This is a genomic window from Fumia xinanensis, assembly GCF_014384905.1.
In the GTDB taxonomy this organism is placed as follows: domain Bacteria; phylum Bacillota; class Clostridia; order Oscillospirales; family Ruminococcaceae; genus Fumia; species Fumia xinanensis.
In genome coordinates this window covers 497,463-515,687 of sequence record NZ_JACRSV010000001.1, presented here as the reverse complement: position 1 = coordinate 515,687, position 18,225 = coordinate 497,463, and the positions used below count along the sequence as shown (strand labels likewise).

The window sequence follows — 18,225 nt, the reverse complement described above, 5'->3', positions numbered from 1 at the left end:
AATTTGTTGCGGTTCGCAGCAAGTTGCTGCAAATTCTCCCCCCTTTTGGGACGTAAAGAACAAATTTCGGTACGAAAAATTTTATTTTTCATACGATTCACCGCCTATCCCATCATCATGTCAGCCATGTTGATCGTCGTCTTGGGATAAAAGATGATGTCGCCGGCGCTGACGCCTTCTTTAATCTCTACTGTAATGCCGTCGTTAATACCGATGATGACCGGTTTAGACTGAATTTTCCCCTTCTCATCGGCATAGTAAACAAAGGGCTTGTTCTCATTGTCGAACTGAATGGCTTTCATCGAAATGGTCACAACGTTTTCTGCATTCTGATTCAAGGACTTCACTTCTACCGACATGCCTTCCAACAGCAAATCGTCCTTGGGCAGCGCCACATCCGCCGAGAAGTAGGAAATACCGTTTGCCTCGGTCGCCTGTCTCGATATCTTGGTCACCGTTCCAGTTAGGTCTTTTTGGAGAGCATCAACGGTACAGATGACTTCCTTTCCGATGCTCAAGGCGTTAACATCATACTCATCCACCTTGATGGTGGCGATCATCTGTCCGTAATCGGAAATGTCCATGGTGGGAGAGCCCACCATAACAGTAGAACCTTCTTCTATGTAGATTTTGGTGATTTCTCCTGCGAAATCCGCTTTAACCTCATCGTCCACCCGCTGGGATACCGCCGCGTCATATGCCGCCTGAGCCTGCTTGAGCTGCGCCTGGGCGGATTCAACCGTGTTGGTGGCCAGCGTCCCTTTTGTCAGCTCGTAGGTGCTTTTTGCTGTATCGTATTGCTGTTTCGCCGCGTCATAGGCGCTCTGGGCCTGATCCACGTCACTTTTTGCCACGATTTCCGCCTCATAGAGAGCCTTTGTGTCATTTAAGGCCTTCTCCGCGTTGTCGAGAGACAGCTTCGCCGAATTCATGGCACTTTCCGCCTGTAAAATCGACTGCTGGTTCTGGCCGTTTTTGGCGCTGTCGTAGTTCACTTTCGCCATATCGAGAGAAGCTTCCGCCTGCCGAAGGCTTGCGTCATAGTCGGTGTTGTCTACCGTGTAGAGCACATCTCCGACATTTACCGTATCTCCTTCCTCCACCATCAACTGTTTGACCTTGAGATTTCCATCAGCGGTGAGGGATTTCTTGTCGTGAGGTGCCACATTTCCGCTGAAGCTGTAGTAGGTGGCGATGCTTCCGGTCTTGGCCTCTTCCTGCTCAAACAGCGCCGTTTCAGGCACTTTAAACATCATAGACAGCCCCACCAGCGCTACAACAATGACCGCCGGTATGATAATATATCTCTTCTTAAATTTTTTCTTCTTTTTGTCTGTAGCCATACTGAATTTCCTCCTAATTGTCTTTCGCAGGCAGTATAGGATTTCAACATGAACCCTATATGAACGATTTTACCTGAATTCATAAATACCTTTCCTATCATACCGTATTTCTTTGCTGGATTTATGACGAGGATATGAACTTTTCATCTTCCATTTCCAAAGGTTCCCTTGACAAAAGATAAAAAATCAGCTAAAATAGAAAAGTCGATTTGCCGCTGTGGTGGAATCGGCAGACACAAGGGACTTAAAATCCCTCGGTAGCAATACCGTACCGGTTCAAGTCCGGTCAGCGGCACCAAATATCCTCCAATCCTTTTCGGGTTGGGGGATATTTTTGTCGTTCAAGGGACTTGAAGCGTTGGTCAACGTCCGGTCAGCGGCACCAACCGTATGCGTATTTTGCCGAAGGCTTGGCATTTATGCAGGTCAAAAGGGACACCGATTAATTTCGGTGTCTTTTTTCATGCCCGAAAAACAAAACGAGGCAATAACCTATTTATCTACAAAATCACTAAAGCCGAGGCTCCCGCCCCGGCTCTCTTTATCTCCGCACAAACCAAAAGCCGCAAGGACGTGCGCACATCCTCACGGCTTGATTGGTTCGGCTTTTGCAAGAATATTATACCACAACTCCGAATGTCTGTAAATAAAAATTTCCGGGGCAGCAAGATCCAAAGGTAATTGTATTGGTCAACCGGAGTTTCCCATTGGAATCGACATTTTTTTACAAATACGGCAATTGTTAATGTTTGTGTGTTTCTATTATTTGTCGATAAGTTTGTGTCTTGCACTGAGAAAACTCTTGTAATTAGCGGTAAATTCGGGAGTCAAATTGGTGCATTATTTTAATCATGAAACCAAAATGGCATTTCCAAGGTTTTACTATTAGAAGCTTATTTGAAACAATTAGGTCTGGAGGGAAAGAAATGAAAAAGATTTTGCGGGTTTCATTGACAGTATTTCTGGTTGGCGTATTATTCTGCGCCTGTTTCGTTACGTCAGCGGCGGCGAAAACAACAAGTGGAAAAATTGACGGAGGATTTACCTGGACGCTGGATGACCAGACAGGAGAACTGATTCTTTCGGGAAATGGAGACATTGAAGAAGATGCTTTCGAAGAATTTCAACAGAAAGTACTGATCTCCAATAAAAATAAAATTAAAAACATTGTCATTGAAGAAAATATAAAATCGATATATGCAATGGATAAATACTTAAGTAATACCGCACTTCCTAATTTGCAGACAGTGCTCCATAAAATTCCGAATGGATTTTCTTGGGAAATGGATTTCGTTACCTCTACAATGACAATCAGCGGGAATGGAAAATGTCCGGACTTAGAACCATATTTTTGGGCGTCCTATGGATGGCCATATATAGCGTATGATTATCAAACACTTAAGATTAACGATGGCATTACAGATATGGAAAACTGTAGTCTGCCATCCAGAAATTGCATTATTGGAAAAAATTGTAAAAATATTGGTAGTCTATACGTTTTCGAGTCTTTTGAGGTAGACTCCACTAATCCAGCCTATGCTTCCTATGAAGGATGCCTTTATACAAAAGATTACACAAAGTTGCTTAAGACACCGAGTGAGAAAGAAGGCCAATTGAGTTTTCATCCTAACCTTGCCATTATTGGAGACCAGGCCTTTCGGATGGTAAATGTAGATAATTTAGATATAGTTATCCCTTGGGGAGTAACTACTATTGAAGGAAGTTTATTTCCAAGTGGCAGTTCTGGCACCGGTCCTATTGGCGCAACAGTTGTACTGCCGGAAACATTAAAAAATTGGAATAGAGAAGTTGGCGGTGGTGGTATGATGTCCATTACTTTTCTATTTGGGGAAGGAAGCCAGACTTTTAAATCGGGATATTACGGTACAGGGGTTGAATTTTGGCCGCTTCTCCCTAAAGAAAGATACTACTCCATTTACGGTATCGCTCCCAACTCCCTGAAAACCTTCCAGAACGGCAAGACCTACTACTTCGACCAAAACTGTAAAATGGCCAAAGGCTGGAAGCAGGCGTCAGGCAACTGGTACTACTTCAACGACTACGGAGCAGCCGTCGTAAAAATCTGGCTGAAATCCGGCAACAAGTGGTACTTCATGCAGGCCGACGGCACCATGGCGACGAACAAATGGATTCAGTGGTACAACAAATGGTACTACATCGGCTCTGATGGAGCGATGTACGCAAACCGTTACACCCCGGACGGATATTGGGTCAACGGTTCAGGCGTGTGGGTGAAATAACAATACCTGGTTTCTGGCAACTTTGAAGTATCATTCCAGAAATCGTTTTATGTTGATATTGAAATGAATCAAAAATGGAGTTGTCCCCTGAAATATCAGGCGGATAACTCCGTTTTTGTATTGTTTATCTTTCCATATTACACTTTCTGCGTTTTAAAAATAACCATCAAATAACCCGGCGGATTCACACTAGGTCATTCTGTAGAACGATATTCCTGAGCAATTTTAGGAATTCTCACGGGAGGACAGCAGCAGGCCCTGAGTTCCAATCCTCCTAAGCCGCTCTATTTTATCTTTTGAGGGAATATAGCTGTTGCTGTCAAAATAATCGGTCATTCCGAGCCGCTCATATTTGCTCTTGCCCATGGGATGGTAGGGCAGCAAATCAATGCCTATCAAATTGTTAAGTTTTCCTGCGATTTCCCGGACGCGGCGGAAATGCTCTTCGTTGGCATTGATGCCCTCCAGGCAAATACAGCGCAGCCGAATTTTTATGCCGAACCGATCGGCACAAAACAAGTTTTTAAGCATTGGCTCAAGGGAAACGCCGGTGTTTTCAACATGGCGCGCCTCATCGGTGTCTTTGATGTCCCAAAGGAGCAGATCCGCAGTATCAGCTAGGGCAGGAAGATATTCTTTCCAGAAATATCCACAGGTTTCAACCGCCGTGTGCAGACCGATTTTCCTGCATTTACTGAGTATTTCAATCGCGGCGTCTCCCTGTTGCATGGGTTCGCCGCCGGAGAGTGTAATTCCTCCGGTTTTTCCGTAAAACGCCCGGTCTTTCAGAACTTCGGCAACTACTTCGGACGTATCCACGGTGAAAACCGTGTTTTCCAAAGCTCCCGACGGACATACCGCCGTGCATCTGCCGCAGTTTACGCATTTGCTTCTGTCAAACAGATGCCCGGCTTCGGTAAAGGTGTGGGCGCTGCACAGCGCACAACTCTGGCAGCCGATGCAGGCATTCTCTGTAAAGAAAATCCTGTTGCCTGTGAGCCTCGCTTCAGGATTGTGACACCATTTACACGACAGCGGGCAGCCGTTCATAAAAACCACGGTGCGGATGCCCGGTCCATCATGAGTGCAAAAATGCTGAATCTCCGTTACATTCACTTTCATGACTTGCATCTCTTTCAATAATCATATCCTGCCACTCCTTGTTCAGTGTGGCGAATCTCGCGTTCCAGCCAGAAACACGGACGGAAAGCGTCGGGAACTGTTCCGGATGCTCCTGGGCCTGTTTCAGAATTTTTGTATCCGCTACGTCTATCTGCATGAAATATCCGCCTAAGTGTACAAACCCCATCATCAGCCCCATAACAGCCTCCAGCCCGTCTTCACCGCTCACGGTAGAGGGCAGAAGCGAGATGTCGAGAGCCGCTCCCGTGACCTGTTTTTTCAAGTCGGCCTTACAGTAGGATGCCACAATGGAGGTCGCGCTTTCCTTGTCTGTTCCAGGAGTGGGAGAAAGGTTGCCGGACAGAACTTCCCCCTGTTTTCTGCCGTGAGGCGACGCAAGGCGGTTGGGCGCCCATTCGATCTGCCGGCCGAAGGTGCTGACTCCCGGGGGAAACAGAAAAGGCCCCTTTCCATCCAATTTTTTACAGGCCAAAGCGAAATCGTCGAGAATCCGGGCGGCTATCATGTCAGCTTCATCGTTGTTATTGCCGTAATAGGTAATCTTCTTGAGCGCATACTGCCGGAGCGCCTCGTCGGTCGCCCAGTTCTGCTTTAAGACCGCCATGAATTCGGAAAACGACACAAGTTTCTCTTCAAATACGATCTTTTTTATCGCGTATAGGCTGTTCGCTGCGTCGGCAAGTCCTCCGATATGGGGAGAGACGACCGTGTAAACCGTTCCGCCCTCCAAATAGGAAATTCCCCGACTGATGCAATCATTTTCAAACAAAGATACAACCGTGCAGGGAGCGGAACACCGTAAAAACTCGTCTGTTTTGTTCTGATGAATTTGCTGGACCTGTTTTTCCAGATCGGCGATAAAACCCTTATAAAGTTCTTCGAAAGAAACAAAGCCGGGAGCGTCATAGCTGTTGAGCGTCTGCTTTTGTAAAATAGCGAGCGCATCGAATGGAACATACGAAAAGTTGGTTTTTCCAGGTATCTGTACTTCCCAGCAGCCGTCGTTGGCAAAATTCACCGCATCAGAATAAGGATAACCATACTCTGTCAGAGACTGTAAAATCAGTTCCTCGTTATATACCGCAATCACCCCGCCGCCGTGGCGTATCACTTCTGAGACACGGCGGAGAAGCCTTTCATCCGTGTTTTTGTTTATGCGGACCGTTATGGGGAAATCGCTGATGCCCAGTTCCTCAACGATATCCAGCACAAGATAGGTCACTTGATTGGTAACGTCTCTGCCATCTTTCCCTATGCCGGACAGGACGATATTCTGATAATGCTGCGCATCACCGCTTCCGCTGCTTTTGCCGGTGATCCATTCGCAGCCCTTTATGAAAAAGTGGGCCAGGATTTCCCTCGCCTGGTCCAGGGTCAGTTTTCCATCGGCAAGATCCTTTTCTAAATACTCCCCTAACAGCCAATCCAGTCTGCCTATGCCGGGCCAATTCCCACAAAGCCGCAGGAAAGCGAAGGTAAACCAGATGCTCTGTACGGCTTCAAAGAAATTCCTTGCTCCGTATTCCGGTACCCGGCACAGGTTCCGATAGTTCTCCTCGCAGCCATGCTCCTGCTTTAGGGCGCTCAGATAGCGCCTGTGCCAGATTTCGAAACTGTTTACCGTTTGTTCAAGGCTTTTATAGAAAGGGAGTTTTTCGGGTTCCATGCATGCAGAAGCCGCCAGATTTATTTTTTCCCTTAGACCGCTGTATCCAATCCGGAGTATGGTCTCATAGTCCGTCGTCAGGTGGCTTACGCTGAAAAACACGGGAGTTCCCTTGTAATAGGCAGGTACCAAGTGCTGAATCGCAGCGCCCAGTGTGGCGGCGCCGCTCACTTTCTCACCGCTGCAAATCCTGATAGGAGCTCGGGACGCAATTTCAGAAACGGCGAGATCATATTTTTCCAAAGGGGTCAGGTTTTCAAAATTTTCGATCCCGTCCAACGAAACGCCGCTACATTTTTCCGTGTCAATTCCGTATTTGAACAGATACATGGATTCATATGCAAAGAGCCTTGTAGCTTCCGAAAGGCGAACGGGACGTTCGGTTTTTGACGAAGTATAGAAATCCATTTGCAACACCTCTTGGAATTATTGTACCATTGTGCGGTATTTTCACAATTGACATTCCTCTGATAAACCTATATAATTCTATTATTAATTGAGAACAGGCAGGGAAAAAGATGGATATTTATGATATTACCATTGGATATCTCGAAACAGGAAACCTCTGTTCTGGCCAGGTTGACGGCCTTCGCCATGTAAAACAACTTCCGTATCTTTCGGTGGTGCGTGCTACCCAAGGAGAGTATCTGATTGGACTGGACGGAGATGAATTGTCGTCCACCGGTGAAGGAGGTCTCTTTATCGCCCCTGCCGAGGTTATGCAGACGATCGTGCACAAGGTAAGCCCCAAGACACGGTATATGTGCGCGGACTGGGCATATTTAGACGTAACGGTGAATGGATTTCTTCGACTAGACCATATTTTCCGTTTTCCAAAAGTGATATCTCCCCAGAAGGCAGAAAAGTGGAATACTGCACTTGACGGATTGGCCTCTGCCGATAATGTGTGCGATCAGAAAATCTACGGATATATGCTTACGAAACAATTGATACAATGCGGAACCTTCCTAGAGTATGCCAATCATGAAGGGATCGGCAAGGTTTGCAGCTACATACATCGTAACTATTCTCAAAATATAACCGTCGGTGAACTGGCAGAGATTGCATGCATGTCAGTGTCTAATTTCCATGCAGTGTTTAAAAAACTCGTTGGTATCTCACCTACTGCATATCTCATCAATTACCGTATTTCTGTAGCAACACAGTTGCTGCTTTACAGTAAGTTTAGCATCGGTGAAATTGCAGCTAAAATAGGGATTGGAGATGCATATTATTTCAGTAGAATTTTCAGAAACAAATACGGCATTTCCCCTAGAGAATATCGTCAACAGAATCGTTACAGCGATTAGCTACCTGGTAAAAGTATTTAATGTACACAGCACAAAAAAGGACGGAGGTTATGGCCTCCGTCCAACTCATATAGAGAATTATCCAATTCGTGCGCCTTCTCCGTCTACTCGATATCCATCCGGAGTTTCCTGATTGATATACATACCGCCGTCTGCGCCTACATAATAGGACTTACCGTACCAGTCCACCCACCGGTTGGTCGCCATGACGCCGTCTTCATCCAAAAAGACCTGTTTCCCATCCTTTTCGAGCCAAGTCTTTACAGAAGCTGCGCCGTAATCGTTGAAGAAATACCAATTGCCATTTACCTGCTTCCAGCCTTTGACCATATTGTAGTATTGATCAAAATAGTAGGTTTTTCCATTCCCATCTTCGAATTTTTTCAAACTATTGGACTGAATGTCATAATAAGAAGCGATATTGTGATATGGGACGTACTCCAGCGCCTCATAGTTATTCTCCACATAGGCCAGTCGCATTTGGCCAGTTCCCGGCCATGCGTCCCACGCAGCAGAATTGTTGCGGGAAGGTACCCAGATGGGGTAAAAGCCCTGGCCAGATTCATCGACACTGGCTGTTCCAAAGCGCACCACGGTATCCGGGATAACGTATTTGATATTGGTTGAGGGGCTTCCAAAAATCTGATTGCCGACTGTGGTCACGCCCCAAGGAATAATGATTGTATCCACTTGTCCGCCTTCCCCATAGGGTCCGCAGTAGCGGTAAAAAGCGTAGTTTCCAATTTTTACTAATCCAGGATGGAAATCGTTGGGTTCTTTATATCGCGGATATTTCAGCAGTTCTGCAAAATCCTTGGTGTATAAAGCTCCTTCATAAGAAGCATAGAACGGATTCTCTTCGCTGACAGTATAATACCAATCGGTAGACATCAGGGGGGTAATATCATTCATGCTCCTGCCGATCATCACATATTGGCCAAAGCGAAAAGAATTGGATACGCCGGTAATTCCGTCGCCAAAAATCAGGGTATAGTCTCCATATTTTTCATCAGGGTACTTATTTTCATCAACTTCCGGCAATATACCGATACCTTCTACTGTTATGGTTTTTGTCGCATCGTCCACCTTCCAGGTAAAGCCATCTTTTGAATCGCCGCAAGCGGCCAAGCACAGGCATACGCAGGCTGCCAGAACGGCTAAACCTATTTTATGAATCTTTTTCATGAGATTCCCTCCTATTATTCATCAGGTGAATAATTATTTTTCGATACAAAAGCTTTTGTCCTACAGGAGGAAAATCCAGCAAAGCCGTTTGTATCAATTTTTCATACGGATACTGATTTCTCCGCTGTTAAGGGCCTTTGTTCGGCCATCTTCTGTCCGAACCAGAAGCCGCCCCTCTTCGTCGATGTCCATCGCCACGGCAGTGTACTGCCCCGTCATGCCGACAACAGTGACCTCTTGTCCGAGGAAAAACAGGTCTTTTCGGTACTGCCCCAAAAAGCTGGCCTTATTTTCCGGAAAATGCTGCTCATAAAAATACCGCTCAAAATTCTTCAGGAGTGCCGCGGCATAATCAGCCTGAGCGATACGCACACCAGTTTCCTGAAAAACTGAAGTGGCTATGTTGCGAATTTCCTCCGGAAAATCAACAGAAGTCTGCCCCAAATTTGTTCCAATTCCGACCACGGCGTATTCCACCGCCCCGGATTCCCCTTCAATGGAACATTCCGTCAGAATGCCACAGAGCTTTTTGCCATTGAGATAAACATCATTTGTCCATTTGATGGTGGGACGCAAACCGCAAAGTTCTTCCACTGTATCAGCCACTACCACTGCTGTCATTAGGGTGATGCAGTTGATATCGCTCACCTGCAGTTTAGGGCGAAGAAAAATCGAAAGATATACTCCGCAGCCTTCTGGGGATTCGAATTTCCGGGCCAGTCTCCCTTTTCCCGCAGTCTGACGGGCTGCCACGACTGCTGTTCCATTTTGTGCGTTGGACGCCCCCAGGGTTTTGGCATAGTTATTTGTGGAATCTACCTCGTCGAGAAATATCACCGGGTGGCCAATTATTTTGGTAGTAAGCCGACGCTCGATTTCATAAGCGGAATAAACATCGCTGGTGCTGAAACAATATCCTTTATTGGGGACGCTTTCGATTTGGTATCCTTCATTTTGCAGAGAAATAATCTGCTTCCAAACAGCGGTGCGAGACACCCCCAACGTGTTCGCCAGCTCGCCGCCAGATACGATTTTTCCCTGGTTTTTCTGAAGGACTTCCAGAATAGTGTATTTAATCATCCTTGTTCTCCTACCTTACTTTCAGCAGACGACTGCTTTGCCCAACAACTCTGCCGGACATCCAAACCGGTAGAATTTAATGGGCTGGCTTGGCTCAAAAAGAAGGCGGAGAAAATTATCTCACCCCTCTTTCGCAGTAGACATAAGCCTGCTGTAGGCACCAAAAGCCATCTGCACTTTTTTCTGTGTCCAGTTACGCCTGATGCGCATTGAACAGGTACTTTTATCATACAATATTTATCACCTCTTGACAATAATACCAATGAACTTGCAAATAAGTTTCAAATTGATACCATTTCATTTGAATATGATAAATTTCTGGATGAACAGCTATTTGTATGATATGGTATTTTTCGGATCTAACAAAAAACCTCCGGCCAACACCGGAGGTTTTTTCTAAAACTCTTTTCTTCTGTAGATACCCAAGGAGATAAAATAAGAAATAATGTAAGCGGCTATGGCGATAATCACCGCCCCTCCCAGCAAAAGCGCACACACGGTAGCATCCTGGGCAACCGACTCAAAATCCAGATTTTTGCCGAACCTGCTGAACAGGAAAACGACAATAAATGTCGGCACCATGTAAACGCCCATCATAATAAATCGGGATTTTTCACCGCCGAACTTAAATACCAGGGGAATCAGGATGGAAAGCATTAGGGTATTATAGCAAAGCAATACCAGCAGAACCGTCAAGTTCGCCCAGACCTCGGCGTCCGCATGGAACAAAGCCAGAATGCCGCAGCAAACTGCACCGCCTGTCACCCCAATTCCCAGCATTACAATGGCCAGAATATATTTACTCCCGACGATCTGTGAGCGTCTCAGCGGCATAGCGATGGCCAGAGAATCCCATTTGCTCGTTTCGTCCAGCGACATAGTGGTGATGGTATAGATGGGAAGAATGATGCAGAGCACCGACATGGCGCTGGCAAAGCCGCTGACTGCGTTTTGGCTCGTCATTGCAAACAGGACGATCATCGCCCCCATGTAAATTACAATAAAGCGCATATATCTCGACAACAAACAAAAATCTTTCTTCAAGAGGCCTTTCATTCCTGTCCCTCCTTGGCAATAAAAATCATCATATCTTCAATGTTGATGGGATCCACCACCATTCCCGGATATTTGGCCCGGATACGGTCGGCGTGTTTCACCAGCGCCTCAAATCCAAACCGGTGCCTATGGACACTGATGATATCCCCTTTGTCCACTCGGTTCAAATCGTCGAGGCTACCCTTCAGCACCCCATAGAGATATAGAATTTCATCCTTGGACTCTGACAACACCACTTTTCCGTTGTCCAAAAAGGTGATGTAGTCGGCAATTTTCTCCAGATCAGTGATAATGTGGGATGACAGTAAAATCCCCTTGTTCTCGTCCTGGATGAACTCCAAAAACAGGTCGAGGATTTCGCTGCGTACCACCGGGTCGAGACCGCCGGTTGGCTCGTCTAGGATTAAAAGGTCGGCGCCGTGCGACATGGCGGCTGCGATAGAGAGCTTCATCTTCATACCACGGGAAAAGTCCTTGATTTGCTTGTCAAGAGGGATTTTAAGCTTTTTGAGAAAGCCTAAAAACTGCTCCTCGTCCCAGGTTTTATAGATGTCCTTCATAAACTTGTTGATTTGTTTGGGTTTCAGGACGCTGTGAAAATAAGTCTCGTCGAAAACGATGCCCAGCCGTTCCTTGATCTCCTGATCGTGCTTGGTGTTGTCGAGGCCAAATACCTTGATGTCCCCGCTGTCCCGGCGGATCAGATTGAGAATACTCTTGATGGTAGTGCTTTTTCCCGCGCCGTTGGCACCTACAAGCCCCATGATAGATCCTTTTGGCAATTGGAAAGAGACGTTTTGCAGGGTAAAATCCTTGTAGCTTTTAGAAACGCCGTTTAGTTCCAGAATGTTTTCCGTGTTCATAATCCCTCTGCCTTTCCGGCTTTACGCCTCGTGATCGAATAAAATGTCGATGAGTTCCTTGAGTTCTCCGGCAGTGATACCCCCTGTTTTGGCCCAGCGTATTGCTTCGAACAAGGCACTTTCCACCTGCCGCATATGTTCTTCTCGTACAAACTCCACGTTTTTGGGAGCCACAAAGCTCCCCTTACCCGGAACCGTCTCAATAAAACCGTCTCGCTCCAAATCTTCATAGGCCCGCTTGGTGGTGATCACACTGATGCGCAGCTCCTTTGCCAAAAGGCGGATAGACGGAAGGGATTCCCCCTCTTTCAGCCTGCCGCTTATGATGAGAGATTTGATTTGAGAGGCGATTTGCTCATAAATAGGTTTTCCGCTGGAGTTAGAGATGATAATATCCAACTTTCGACCTCCCATCTGAAAATACTGTATATATTGTATATATACAGTATCACAACTTTACAATTTTGTCAATCCTCTTTTCTAAAAAATTTGCAAAATAAAAAACCTGCCTGTAACAGGCAGGTTTTTGAATTACTCTTCTGGGATCTCTTCGAACAGCTCCGGCAAAACCCGGGGCTTGTACTGCCGGTTTCTCATCAACTCAAAATGCCGTTCCAACTTGCCATTGGCGCATTCTGAAAAGCTGCAGGACAGAATTTTATCAATCTGTTCCTGCTCGTTTTTGATGTTGCGCCGCCGCTGCAAGCAGTCTTGAAGCTGTTTACAGAGCTTATAGCCCTCTACAACATTGAAACGGCTCAGCTCTACCTTGTGGTAAATATCGGTGAGCTCCAGCATGGTGTGATTATATTCGTTCCTCAGGTCTTTTAAACGTTTTCGTAAAAACAAAAGCTTCTCCTGTATTCCCTGCACCCAAGCTTCCAGCGATTCTTCGGCGGTGCTCACGGCTGTGCCAGGCTCTTCCGGCTGTAATTCCAGCGTAATCATTTCCCGCTGCTGAACTGCTTCTTCCGGTTCTTTTTTGCCTCTGGAACGCCGCCTGGATTTTTTAGGCACCGCTTCCTGCTTTGACTCTTCAGCAGAATTTTCCAGTTTATCAGCGGATTCCTCCACTGGTACGGACTCTTCAGCTTCGCGCTCGATGACTTCCTCCAACTCGGCAGGGGCAGACTGAGGGAATTTACTTTCGTCCACTGGCTGAATCTGCCATTCCACGCCGGAAAGAGATTTGGGAATCGAAGTCAAAAAGTTTTTCGCGGCGGTTTTTTTAAAAAGAAACGCATCGGTTTCATTTTCAGTCATTTTCGGGCGGTTGGTATTGTTTAAGGTGACATATTTTTTTCCGTCAGTGAGGACGTATTTGATTTTTTGTTCCACTTGCCGCCCTCCTTTCTATTAAGTTTCTATTGAATTTAGAAGTAAAAATTTCCGGTGTATAACTGCACTGGTTCAGCAGACACTATTTTCGAGGCGAACAGAGACTATTAAAAACGTCCGTCTGCAACTGTGGAGCCAGCGGAGGCCTTTTGCAGAAAAGCGGCCGTTATCCCTCTTTTCTCCTTGGTGTACAGTTTCATCCTCCAAAATTGAACTGAACCCGAAAAAGCCGTGTTCTTTGGGAAATGCCATATGGGATTTCCGAGGAAGGCGGCTTTTTTGTTTTATATTAAGCTTTCAGGTATTCGCCTAATATCTGGTTGACAAGTCCTGTGTCCGCTTTCCCTTTGACCAGAGGCATCAGATTTTTCATAATAATTCCCTTTTCCTTGACAGTAGGTGTTTGAAAGCCTAAATCATGCAAAACTTTTTCGATGACAGCTTTGATCTCCTGTTCGTCCATAGATTTGGGAGCAAACTCAGAAAGCACCGCCAAACGGGCCTTGCACTCGTCAATGATATCAGTGCGGCTCTCCGGTGCGCTGTCCATGGTTTCTTTCGTCTGTTTGATTTCCTTCAAAACGATGGCGTTTTCCTCTTCTTCAGACAAATCGGCATTTTTATCTTTGGCGACCGCCTTGAGGGAAGAGAGCAGAAGGGAAAGAGCCTCTTTTCGTACAGTATCTTTATTTTTTAAAGCTTCCATCATTTCTTTTCGGACTAAATCGATTTTCGACATATAAATCATTCCTTTCTAGATCTTTACGGCTTTACCGCCGCAAAATACTACTCGCTTCAATGTTATATTCAAACTATAATTCTATTGTAAGTCCCACTCCAACTTCCTGGATGGGGATTTCTTTATGAATAACCGCCTTGACGGCAAAAGACGTACAGTGACACGGATAGAGCCTTTGGATACGGTTTTCTTTAAAGTACTGAATCGTTTTCACCAACCTCTCCGATTCCTCGAATAGGTGGAATCCGCCGATCACACCAGCAATTTTATTGATTCCTGTTACTTTTTTTGCGTGCTCAATAATACTGCAAATGCCGCTGTGGGAACAGCTGGTAATGATAAAAAGGCCTTCTTCCAGAATAGCGGCAACCGCGCTGTCATCTAACAACAGATCCTCCTGCCAGACACCGTTTTTCTCGGCCATTCCGATAGCGTAACGGGGCTCAAAATCGAAGTAACGGGGAATTTCCCCCAGGAAAAGCAGATGCTCGCTGAGTATGACAGGCTGTTTGGAAAGAATAAGGTCAAATTTCCTGTCCAATTCTTTTCTTGTCATCGGGCAGCCGATTTGGTCGTGATGGGCCTGTTTTGCTCCAAACATATCGGGATGAGCCACTAATTTTACCTCATCCAGTCCCGACTGCTTGAAGAGAAACGGCAGTCCGCCTGTATGGTCGCTGTGCCCGTGGGAAAGAACAATGGTGCCGATGGCGGACACATCGATTTGAAGCTTCTCTGCGTTGGATAAAAAAATGTCTGAATATCCGGCATCCAGAAGTATTTTTTCTTCTTCATCCTCTATATAGTAAGAAAGGGCAGGTTCCCCCAGCAAATACTGGTTGATATACGTATTATTGTCCACAAGCACCGTAAGGCGCACAGTACCCTCCCCTTTCTCCATTTTGGGACAAATTAGCTGTGTTTATTCACGGATTTAGTATACACCTTTCTTTCCTTTCCGGCAAGCTTTTTTGGAAAAGGCAGGAGCTTTTGGCAAAAAAAGCTTTACAAAAAGGAATAGATGTTGTATAATAATCTGCAGTTGCGGATGTAGTTCAATGGCAGAACATCAGCTTCCCAAGCTGAATACGCGGGTTCGATTCCCGTCATCCGCTCCATTATTATCCCCGTAAGCAAAGCGCTTGCGGGGATTTTCTTTTTTCGAATAACACACTTTGTAACACACTTTAATTTTAAATCATCCTCAAATAATAAAAAACCGAGGCACCCGCCCCGGCTCTCTTCATATCCTCCGCAAAAAACCAAAAGCCGCAAGAATGTGCGCACATTCTCACGGCTAATGATTTGTCTCCTAGCAGTTTATCATATTAATAGTTTAACATATAAAATTTGGAAATATTGTCGAAATGTGGGGAAAAAAATCCCCGGAGTGGTGAGACTCCGGGGTATATTGTTAATCTAAGTATTCTGTTAGCCCAATACCTAAATCATTGTCTATTTTTTGTGTTGATTGTCTTTATCTACCCAAAAACGAAATACTTTCAGTCCATATGAACTGGCGTAAATACGTCTGCCTTTTACAGTGATATATGGAGTATAAACCCACATATAAAAACCTCCTTCTTTTTTGAGATTATCACTTGCATTTCGGCAGCATTCATGGTATGATAAATATGTACATACACACCGCTAACAAATGAAAATTGCCGATTTGCTAGTGTAGAAAAGGTCGAACTTTTGCGAGAAGTTCGGCTCTTTTTTCTTTATTAAAATCCTCAATCTCGAATTATACTAATCAAGTCGTAATAGAAATAAGTTCGTTTTCTTGGTTTCCCATCTGTGTAAAGGATACCGCATTCCACTAAGGAATTTAAATATCTATTAATTGTAGCAGAAGGAAGATCCGTGCATTTGGATATAATTGATGAGGATACAACGGGATATTTATATAGCAAATTTATAATGTCCACGATATTGCCACTATGTATAACTTCGCAAGCTCGGGACAGGTCTTGATCGTAAAGTTGATTTATTCTAGTAATCATTTTTATGTACTTGTCGCATTGTGACGTAACATTTTTTAAGAAAAATTGTATCCATTCGCTCCAACGACCGTCTGTGCGAATGTCATTTAAAAGCTTGTAATATCTAAACTTATCTTTTTCAAGTGCTTCACTAATAAAAAAGCAAGGCAGGTCAATTTGCTGACAACAATATAAATATAGGGGAATCAGAATTCTTCCGACACGACCGTTTCCGTCCATAAACGGGTGAATAGTTAAAAATTGTGCATGAATAATAGCAGCTCGTACCAATGGTCTCAAAGAATCTTTGGGATCTACAATATAATCTAAAAGATTTTCCATAAGCTGAGGCACCTCGCCAAAGATAGGTGGAGTAAATGTTATGGCGTGATCTTCGTCCATTTTCCCAATATAGTTTTGCTTTGTTCGAAATTCTCCAATTTCTCCTATAGTTTTTCTTACATTTCCTTTCATCAATGTTTTATGTATTTCTTTAATAAAATCTAAAGTAAACTGATTTCTGCTGAGGTAACGATACCCCATTTCTGTGGCTTCGAAGTAATTTGCTACTTCAATCAAATTTTTATCCTTTTCATTAGGTGTGACTTGGTTAATTAAAACCCCGTCCAAAGTAGCCTGTGTGCCTTCCATCATAGAAGACGCCAAAGCTTCTTTTTGCTGTAAAGTTGGCATAAACCACGAACTGTCAAGTTTGCTATCTCTAATTTTTTCCCTGTAAACTTCTAGCTTAGAACTAGCATCAATAAGGTCGTCGATAAAAATATCGTAATTTAAGCACCCCTTATTTAAGGGTAATGTAGCGGCAACGAATGGAACGGAAGCATCCATTTTCATATAAAATTCCTCCCTTCTTTTTCCAGATTACCACATTAAGAATCAAATGTCAAGTATTTTGATTCTTAATTATGCAAATATTTCTTTTTAAAATCAAAAACAGCCCGGAAGAGCACAACAACTGCTCTCCCCGGGCTTTCTTTACGCCTATATAATTGCGCCGCTCGAATCTGTCTGCAGCATCTGGCATTCTTTCAAATCGCCGAACGATTCCTCAAAGAAATAGTAATCCTTCCCTGCAATGGTGCGAAAGCCTCTGGCGGCCTTACCTACCTTCGGCTCAAAATAATACCATCTGCCGCCTATCTCTTTCCAATCTTCCAGCATAGCGCCAGTGGAATCCAAGTAGTACCACTCGCCTTTGTCCTTAATCCAGCCGGTGGCCATAGCGCCGTTTGCTTTGAGGAAGTACCATTTACCCTTGTCTTTCAGCCAGCCTGTTTTCATGTACCCATCCGATTGCAGATAGTACCAAACCCCATTGACCTTTTTCCAGCCCACGACGTCTTTCCCGTTTTCCCGGTAGCGCCACTTGCCGTTTTGTTTGTACCAGCCGTCGTTTCCCGACGGAGTCGGCGGTGTGACGGGGTTTGCGCCTGTTTCCAGCAGCTTGCCGTCGAGGTAAACGCCGTCCACCGCCCAGGCTTCAAACAGCGGCAATGGGAAGCCCTGACGGGCGCTCCAATCAACGATAGAATAAGGCATGGTGAAGAGTCCCTTTTTGCCGAAGCCCTCGCCCCAGGAATTGAGGACGGTAAAGCCCTGCTTGTTCCAGCCCACGATGAGCATCATATGGCCGCCCGCCATGGGCTCCAGACTGCCGCCGTCGATGCGGGGTTCGGGCATGATCGGGTTCTGGGCCGTGATTTCATAGAAGCTTTTGAATACAATGGTGCCTACGAGGACGCTTCCGTAGTAATAGACAGCCCGCTTCACCTCGTCCACCGTATTGCACTGATAGTAGTTCTTGATGCGGATGTTCTGGGCCTTTGTTTTGAAGCTCTCGAAATATTTCTCGAAAGTTTCGATGGCTTTTGGGACTTCCTCCTCGTAGGGGTAGTCAGTAAGATACAATCCCCCATCCTTTTGTGCAGCTTTTAAAAGGCCGCGGGCCTCTGTTCCTTCGCCCTTATTCTCCGAGTAGCGGCGGTTGCCGTAGTACCAGGGAAAGCTCACCTTCTGGTACTTTCCGGCCTTTTTGAGGCCGATTTCCACGTGGGCGGAAAGGGCGTGTGTCCCGCAGTTTTGATATTCCCCCTGGTCGTGGACTTTGATGCCTGAAATGTCGGTCTGGTAGCTCTCGGGCAGCGTCTCCGCGCCGTATGTAGCCCCGAACACATAGTCCCGGGGGTCTAGTTCCGTTTGGATGAGGCCGAGGCCCCTTTTTTCATATTCGCTCAT

Annotated in this window: 15 protein-coding genes and 2 tRNA genes; 4 read left to right on the top strand and 13 right to left on the bottom strand. The window is 45.4% G+C overall.

Annotation, left to right across the window (positions count from 1 at the left end):
• Positions 1 to 104: 104 nt before the first annotated feature.
• Positions 105 to 1,343, bottom strand: coding sequence for an efflux RND transporter periplasmic adaptor subunit (locus H8710_RS02480; RefSeq protein WP_249293822.1), 1,239 nt, complete (start codon positions 1,341 to 1,343; stop codon positions 105 to 107).
• Between the two features lie 211 nt (positions 1,344 to 1,554).
• Between H8710_RS02480 and H8710_RS02475 the strand changes: the two genes are divergently transcribed.
• Both H8710_RS02475 and H8710_RS02470 read left to right on the top strand, forming a co-directional pair.
• A tRNA-Leu gene (locus tag H8710_RS02475) sits at positions 1,555 to 1,641 on the top strand.
• 628 nt (positions 1,642 to 2,269) lie between these two features.
• Entirely contained in the window at positions 2,270 to 3,604 is a 1,335-nt protein-coding gene (locus H8710_RS02470) for a hypothetical protein (protein WP_249293821.1), read from the top strand.
• Positions 3,605 to 3,829: 225 nt separating this feature from the next.
• Here H8710_RS02470 and H8710_RS02465 read toward each other — a convergent pair whose 3' ends face one another.
• A complete protein-coding gene (locus tag H8710_RS02465) occupies positions 3,830 to 4,726 on the bottom strand; it encodes a glycyl-radical enzyme activating protein (protein WP_249293820.1) in 897 nt (298 codons plus the stop codon).
• The gene (locus H8710_RS02460) at positions 4,683 to 6,821 is read right to left on the bottom strand and encodes a pyruvate formate lyase family protein (protein WP_249293819.1); all 2,139 of its coding nucleotides are present in this window, start codon (positions 6,819 to 6,821) and stop codon (positions 4,683 to 4,685) included. Before H8710_RS02460 ends, H8710_RS02465 begins: the two co-directional genes overlap by 44 nt.
• A 110-nt stretch (positions 6,822 to 6,931) precedes the next feature.
• On the opposite strand from H8710_RS02460, the gene H8710_RS02455 reads away from it, so the two are divergent.
• The gene (locus H8710_RS02455; protein WP_249293818.1) at positions 6,932 to 7,723 is read left to right on the top strand and encodes an AraC family transcriptional regulator; all 792 of its coding nucleotides are present in this window, start codon (positions 6,932 to 6,934) and stop codon (positions 7,721 to 7,723) included.
• A 78-nt stretch (positions 7,724 to 7,801) separates the two neighbouring features.
• Here the strand turns inward: H8710_RS02455 and H8710_RS02450 are convergent, their stop codons facing one another.
• The 8 genes from H8710_RS02450 to H8710_RS02415 all read right to left on the bottom strand — a co-directional run bounded on the left by H8710_RS02450 (position 7,802) and on the right by H8710_RS02415 (position 14,864).
• Positions 7,802 to 8,908 (bottom strand): hypothetical protein, encoded by a 1,107-nt coding sequence (locus H8710_RS02450; protein WP_249293817.1) that lies wholly within the window; start codon positions 8,906 to 8,908, stop codon positions 7,802 to 7,804.
• A gap of 93 nt (positions 8,909 to 9,001) precedes the next feature.
• The gene (locus tag H8710_RS02445; RefSeq protein WP_249293816.1) at positions 9,002 to 9,988 is read right to left on the bottom strand and encodes a biotin--[acetyl-CoA-carboxylase] ligase; all 987 of its coding nucleotides are present in this window, start codon (positions 9,986 to 9,988) and stop codon (positions 9,002 to 9,004) included.
• Between the two features lie 396 nt (positions 9,989 to 10,384).
• Complete coding sequence (locus H8710_RS02440) at positions 10,385 to 11,044, bottom strand: ABC-2 transporter permease (RefSeq protein ID WP_249293815.1); 660 nt, start codon at positions 11,042 to 11,044, stop codon at positions 10,385 to 10,387.
• Positions 11,041 to 11,907 carry an ABC transporter ATP-binding protein gene (locus H8710_RS02435; protein WP_249293814.1) on the bottom strand — a complete coding sequence of 289 codons (867 nt, stop codon included), beginning with the start codon at positions 11,905 to 11,907 and terminating at the stop codon, positions 11,041 to 11,043. Before H8710_RS02435 ends, H8710_RS02440 begins: the two co-directional genes overlap by 4 nt.
• Before the next feature lie 21 nt (positions 11,908 to 11,928).
• Positions 11,929 to 12,306: a GntR family transcriptional regulator gene (locus H8710_RS02430; protein ID WP_249293813.1), complete on the bottom strand. Its 378-nt coding sequence runs from the start codon at positions 12,304 to 12,306 to the stop codon at positions 11,929 to 11,931.
• Between the two features lie 132 nt (positions 12,307 to 12,438).
• Positions 12,439 to 13,245 carry a hypothetical protein gene (locus H8710_RS02425; RefSeq protein ID WP_249293812.1) on the bottom strand — a complete coding sequence of 269 codons (807 nt, stop codon included), beginning with the start codon at positions 13,243 to 13,245 and terminating at the stop codon, positions 12,439 to 12,441.
• Between the two features lie 289 nt (positions 13,246 to 13,534).
• Positions 13,535 to 13,984, bottom strand: a complete 450-nt coding sequence (locus tag H8710_RS02420; RefSeq protein ID WP_249293811.1) for a GatB/YqeY domain-containing protein — start codon at positions 13,982 to 13,984, stop codon at positions 13,535 to 13,537.
• Between the two features lie 73 nt (positions 13,985 to 14,057).
• Positions 14,058 to 14,864, bottom strand: coding sequence for an MBL fold metallo-hydrolase (locus tag H8710_RS02415; protein ID WP_249293810.1), 807 nt, complete (start codon positions 14,862 to 14,864; stop codon positions 14,058 to 14,060).
• Between the two features lie 164 nt (positions 14,865 to 15,028).
• Between H8710_RS02415 and H8710_RS02410 the strand changes: the two genes are divergently transcribed.
• Positions 15,029 to 15,102 (top strand) — tRNA-Gly (locus tag H8710_RS02410).
• 618 nt (positions 15,103 to 15,720) lie between these two features.
• Here the strand turns inward: H8710_RS02410 and H8710_RS02405 are convergent.
• Positions 15,721 to 16,824: a Fic family protein gene (locus tag H8710_RS02405; RefSeq protein WP_249293809.1), complete on the bottom strand. Its 1,104-nt coding sequence runs from the start codon at positions 16,822 to 16,824 to the stop codon at positions 15,721 to 15,723.
• Between the two features lie 147 nt (positions 16,825 to 16,971).
• Entirely contained in the window at positions 16,972 to 18,225 is a 1,254-nt protein-coding gene (locus H8710_RS02400) for an N-acetylmuramoyl-L-alanine amidase family protein (RefSeq protein WP_249293808.1), read from the bottom strand.

Bases quoted from the DNA above. Each gene is read 5' to 3' on its own strand.
- H8710_RS02450 (WP_249293817.1), bottom strand. From the start codon at position 8,908: ATGAAAAAGATTCATAAAATAGGTTTAGCCGTTCTGGCAGCCTGCGTA.
- H8710_RS02470 (WP_249293821.1), top strand. From the start codon at position 2,270: ATGAAAAAGATTTTGCGGGTTTCATTGACAGTATTTCTGGTTGGCGTA.
- H8710_RS02480 (WP_249293822.1), bottom strand. From the start codon at position 1,343: ATGGCTACAGACAAAAAGAAGAAAAAATTTAAGAAGAGATATATTATC.
- H8710_RS02400 (WP_249293808.1), bottom strand. From the start codon at position 18,225: ATGAGCGAATATGAAAAAAGGGGCCTCGGCCTCATCCAAACGGAACTA.
- H8710_RS02405 (WP_249293809.1), bottom strand. From the start codon at position 16,824: ATGAAAATGGATGCTTCCGTTCCATTCGTTGCCGCTACATTACCCTTA.
- H8710_RS02420 (WP_249293811.1), bottom strand. From the start codon at position 13,984: ATGTCGAAAATCGATTTAGTCCGAAAAGAAATGATGGAAGCTTTAAAA.
- H8710_RS02445 (WP_249293816.1), bottom strand. From the start codon at position 9,988: ATGATTAAATACACTATTCTGGAAGTCCTTCAGAAAAACCAGGGAAAA.
- H8710_RS02440 (WP_249293815.1), bottom strand. From the start codon at position 11,044: ATGAAAGGCCTCTTGAAGAAAGATTTTTGTTTGTTGTCGAGATATATG.
- H8710_RS02465 (WP_249293820.1), bottom strand. From the start codon at position 4,726: ATGAAAGTGAATGTAACGGAGATTCAGCATTTTTGCACTCATGATGGA.
- H8710_RS02435 (WP_249293814.1), bottom strand. From the start codon at position 11,907: ATGAACACGGAAAACATTCTGGAACTAAACGGCGTTTCTAAAAGCTAC.
- H8710_RS02455 (WP_249293818.1), top strand. From the start codon at position 6,932: ATGGATATTTATGATATTACCATTGGATATCTCGAAACAGGAAACCTC.
- H8710_RS02460 (WP_249293819.1), bottom strand. From the start codon at position 6,821: ATGGATTTCTATACTTCGTCAAAAACCGAACGTCCCGTTCGCCTTTCG.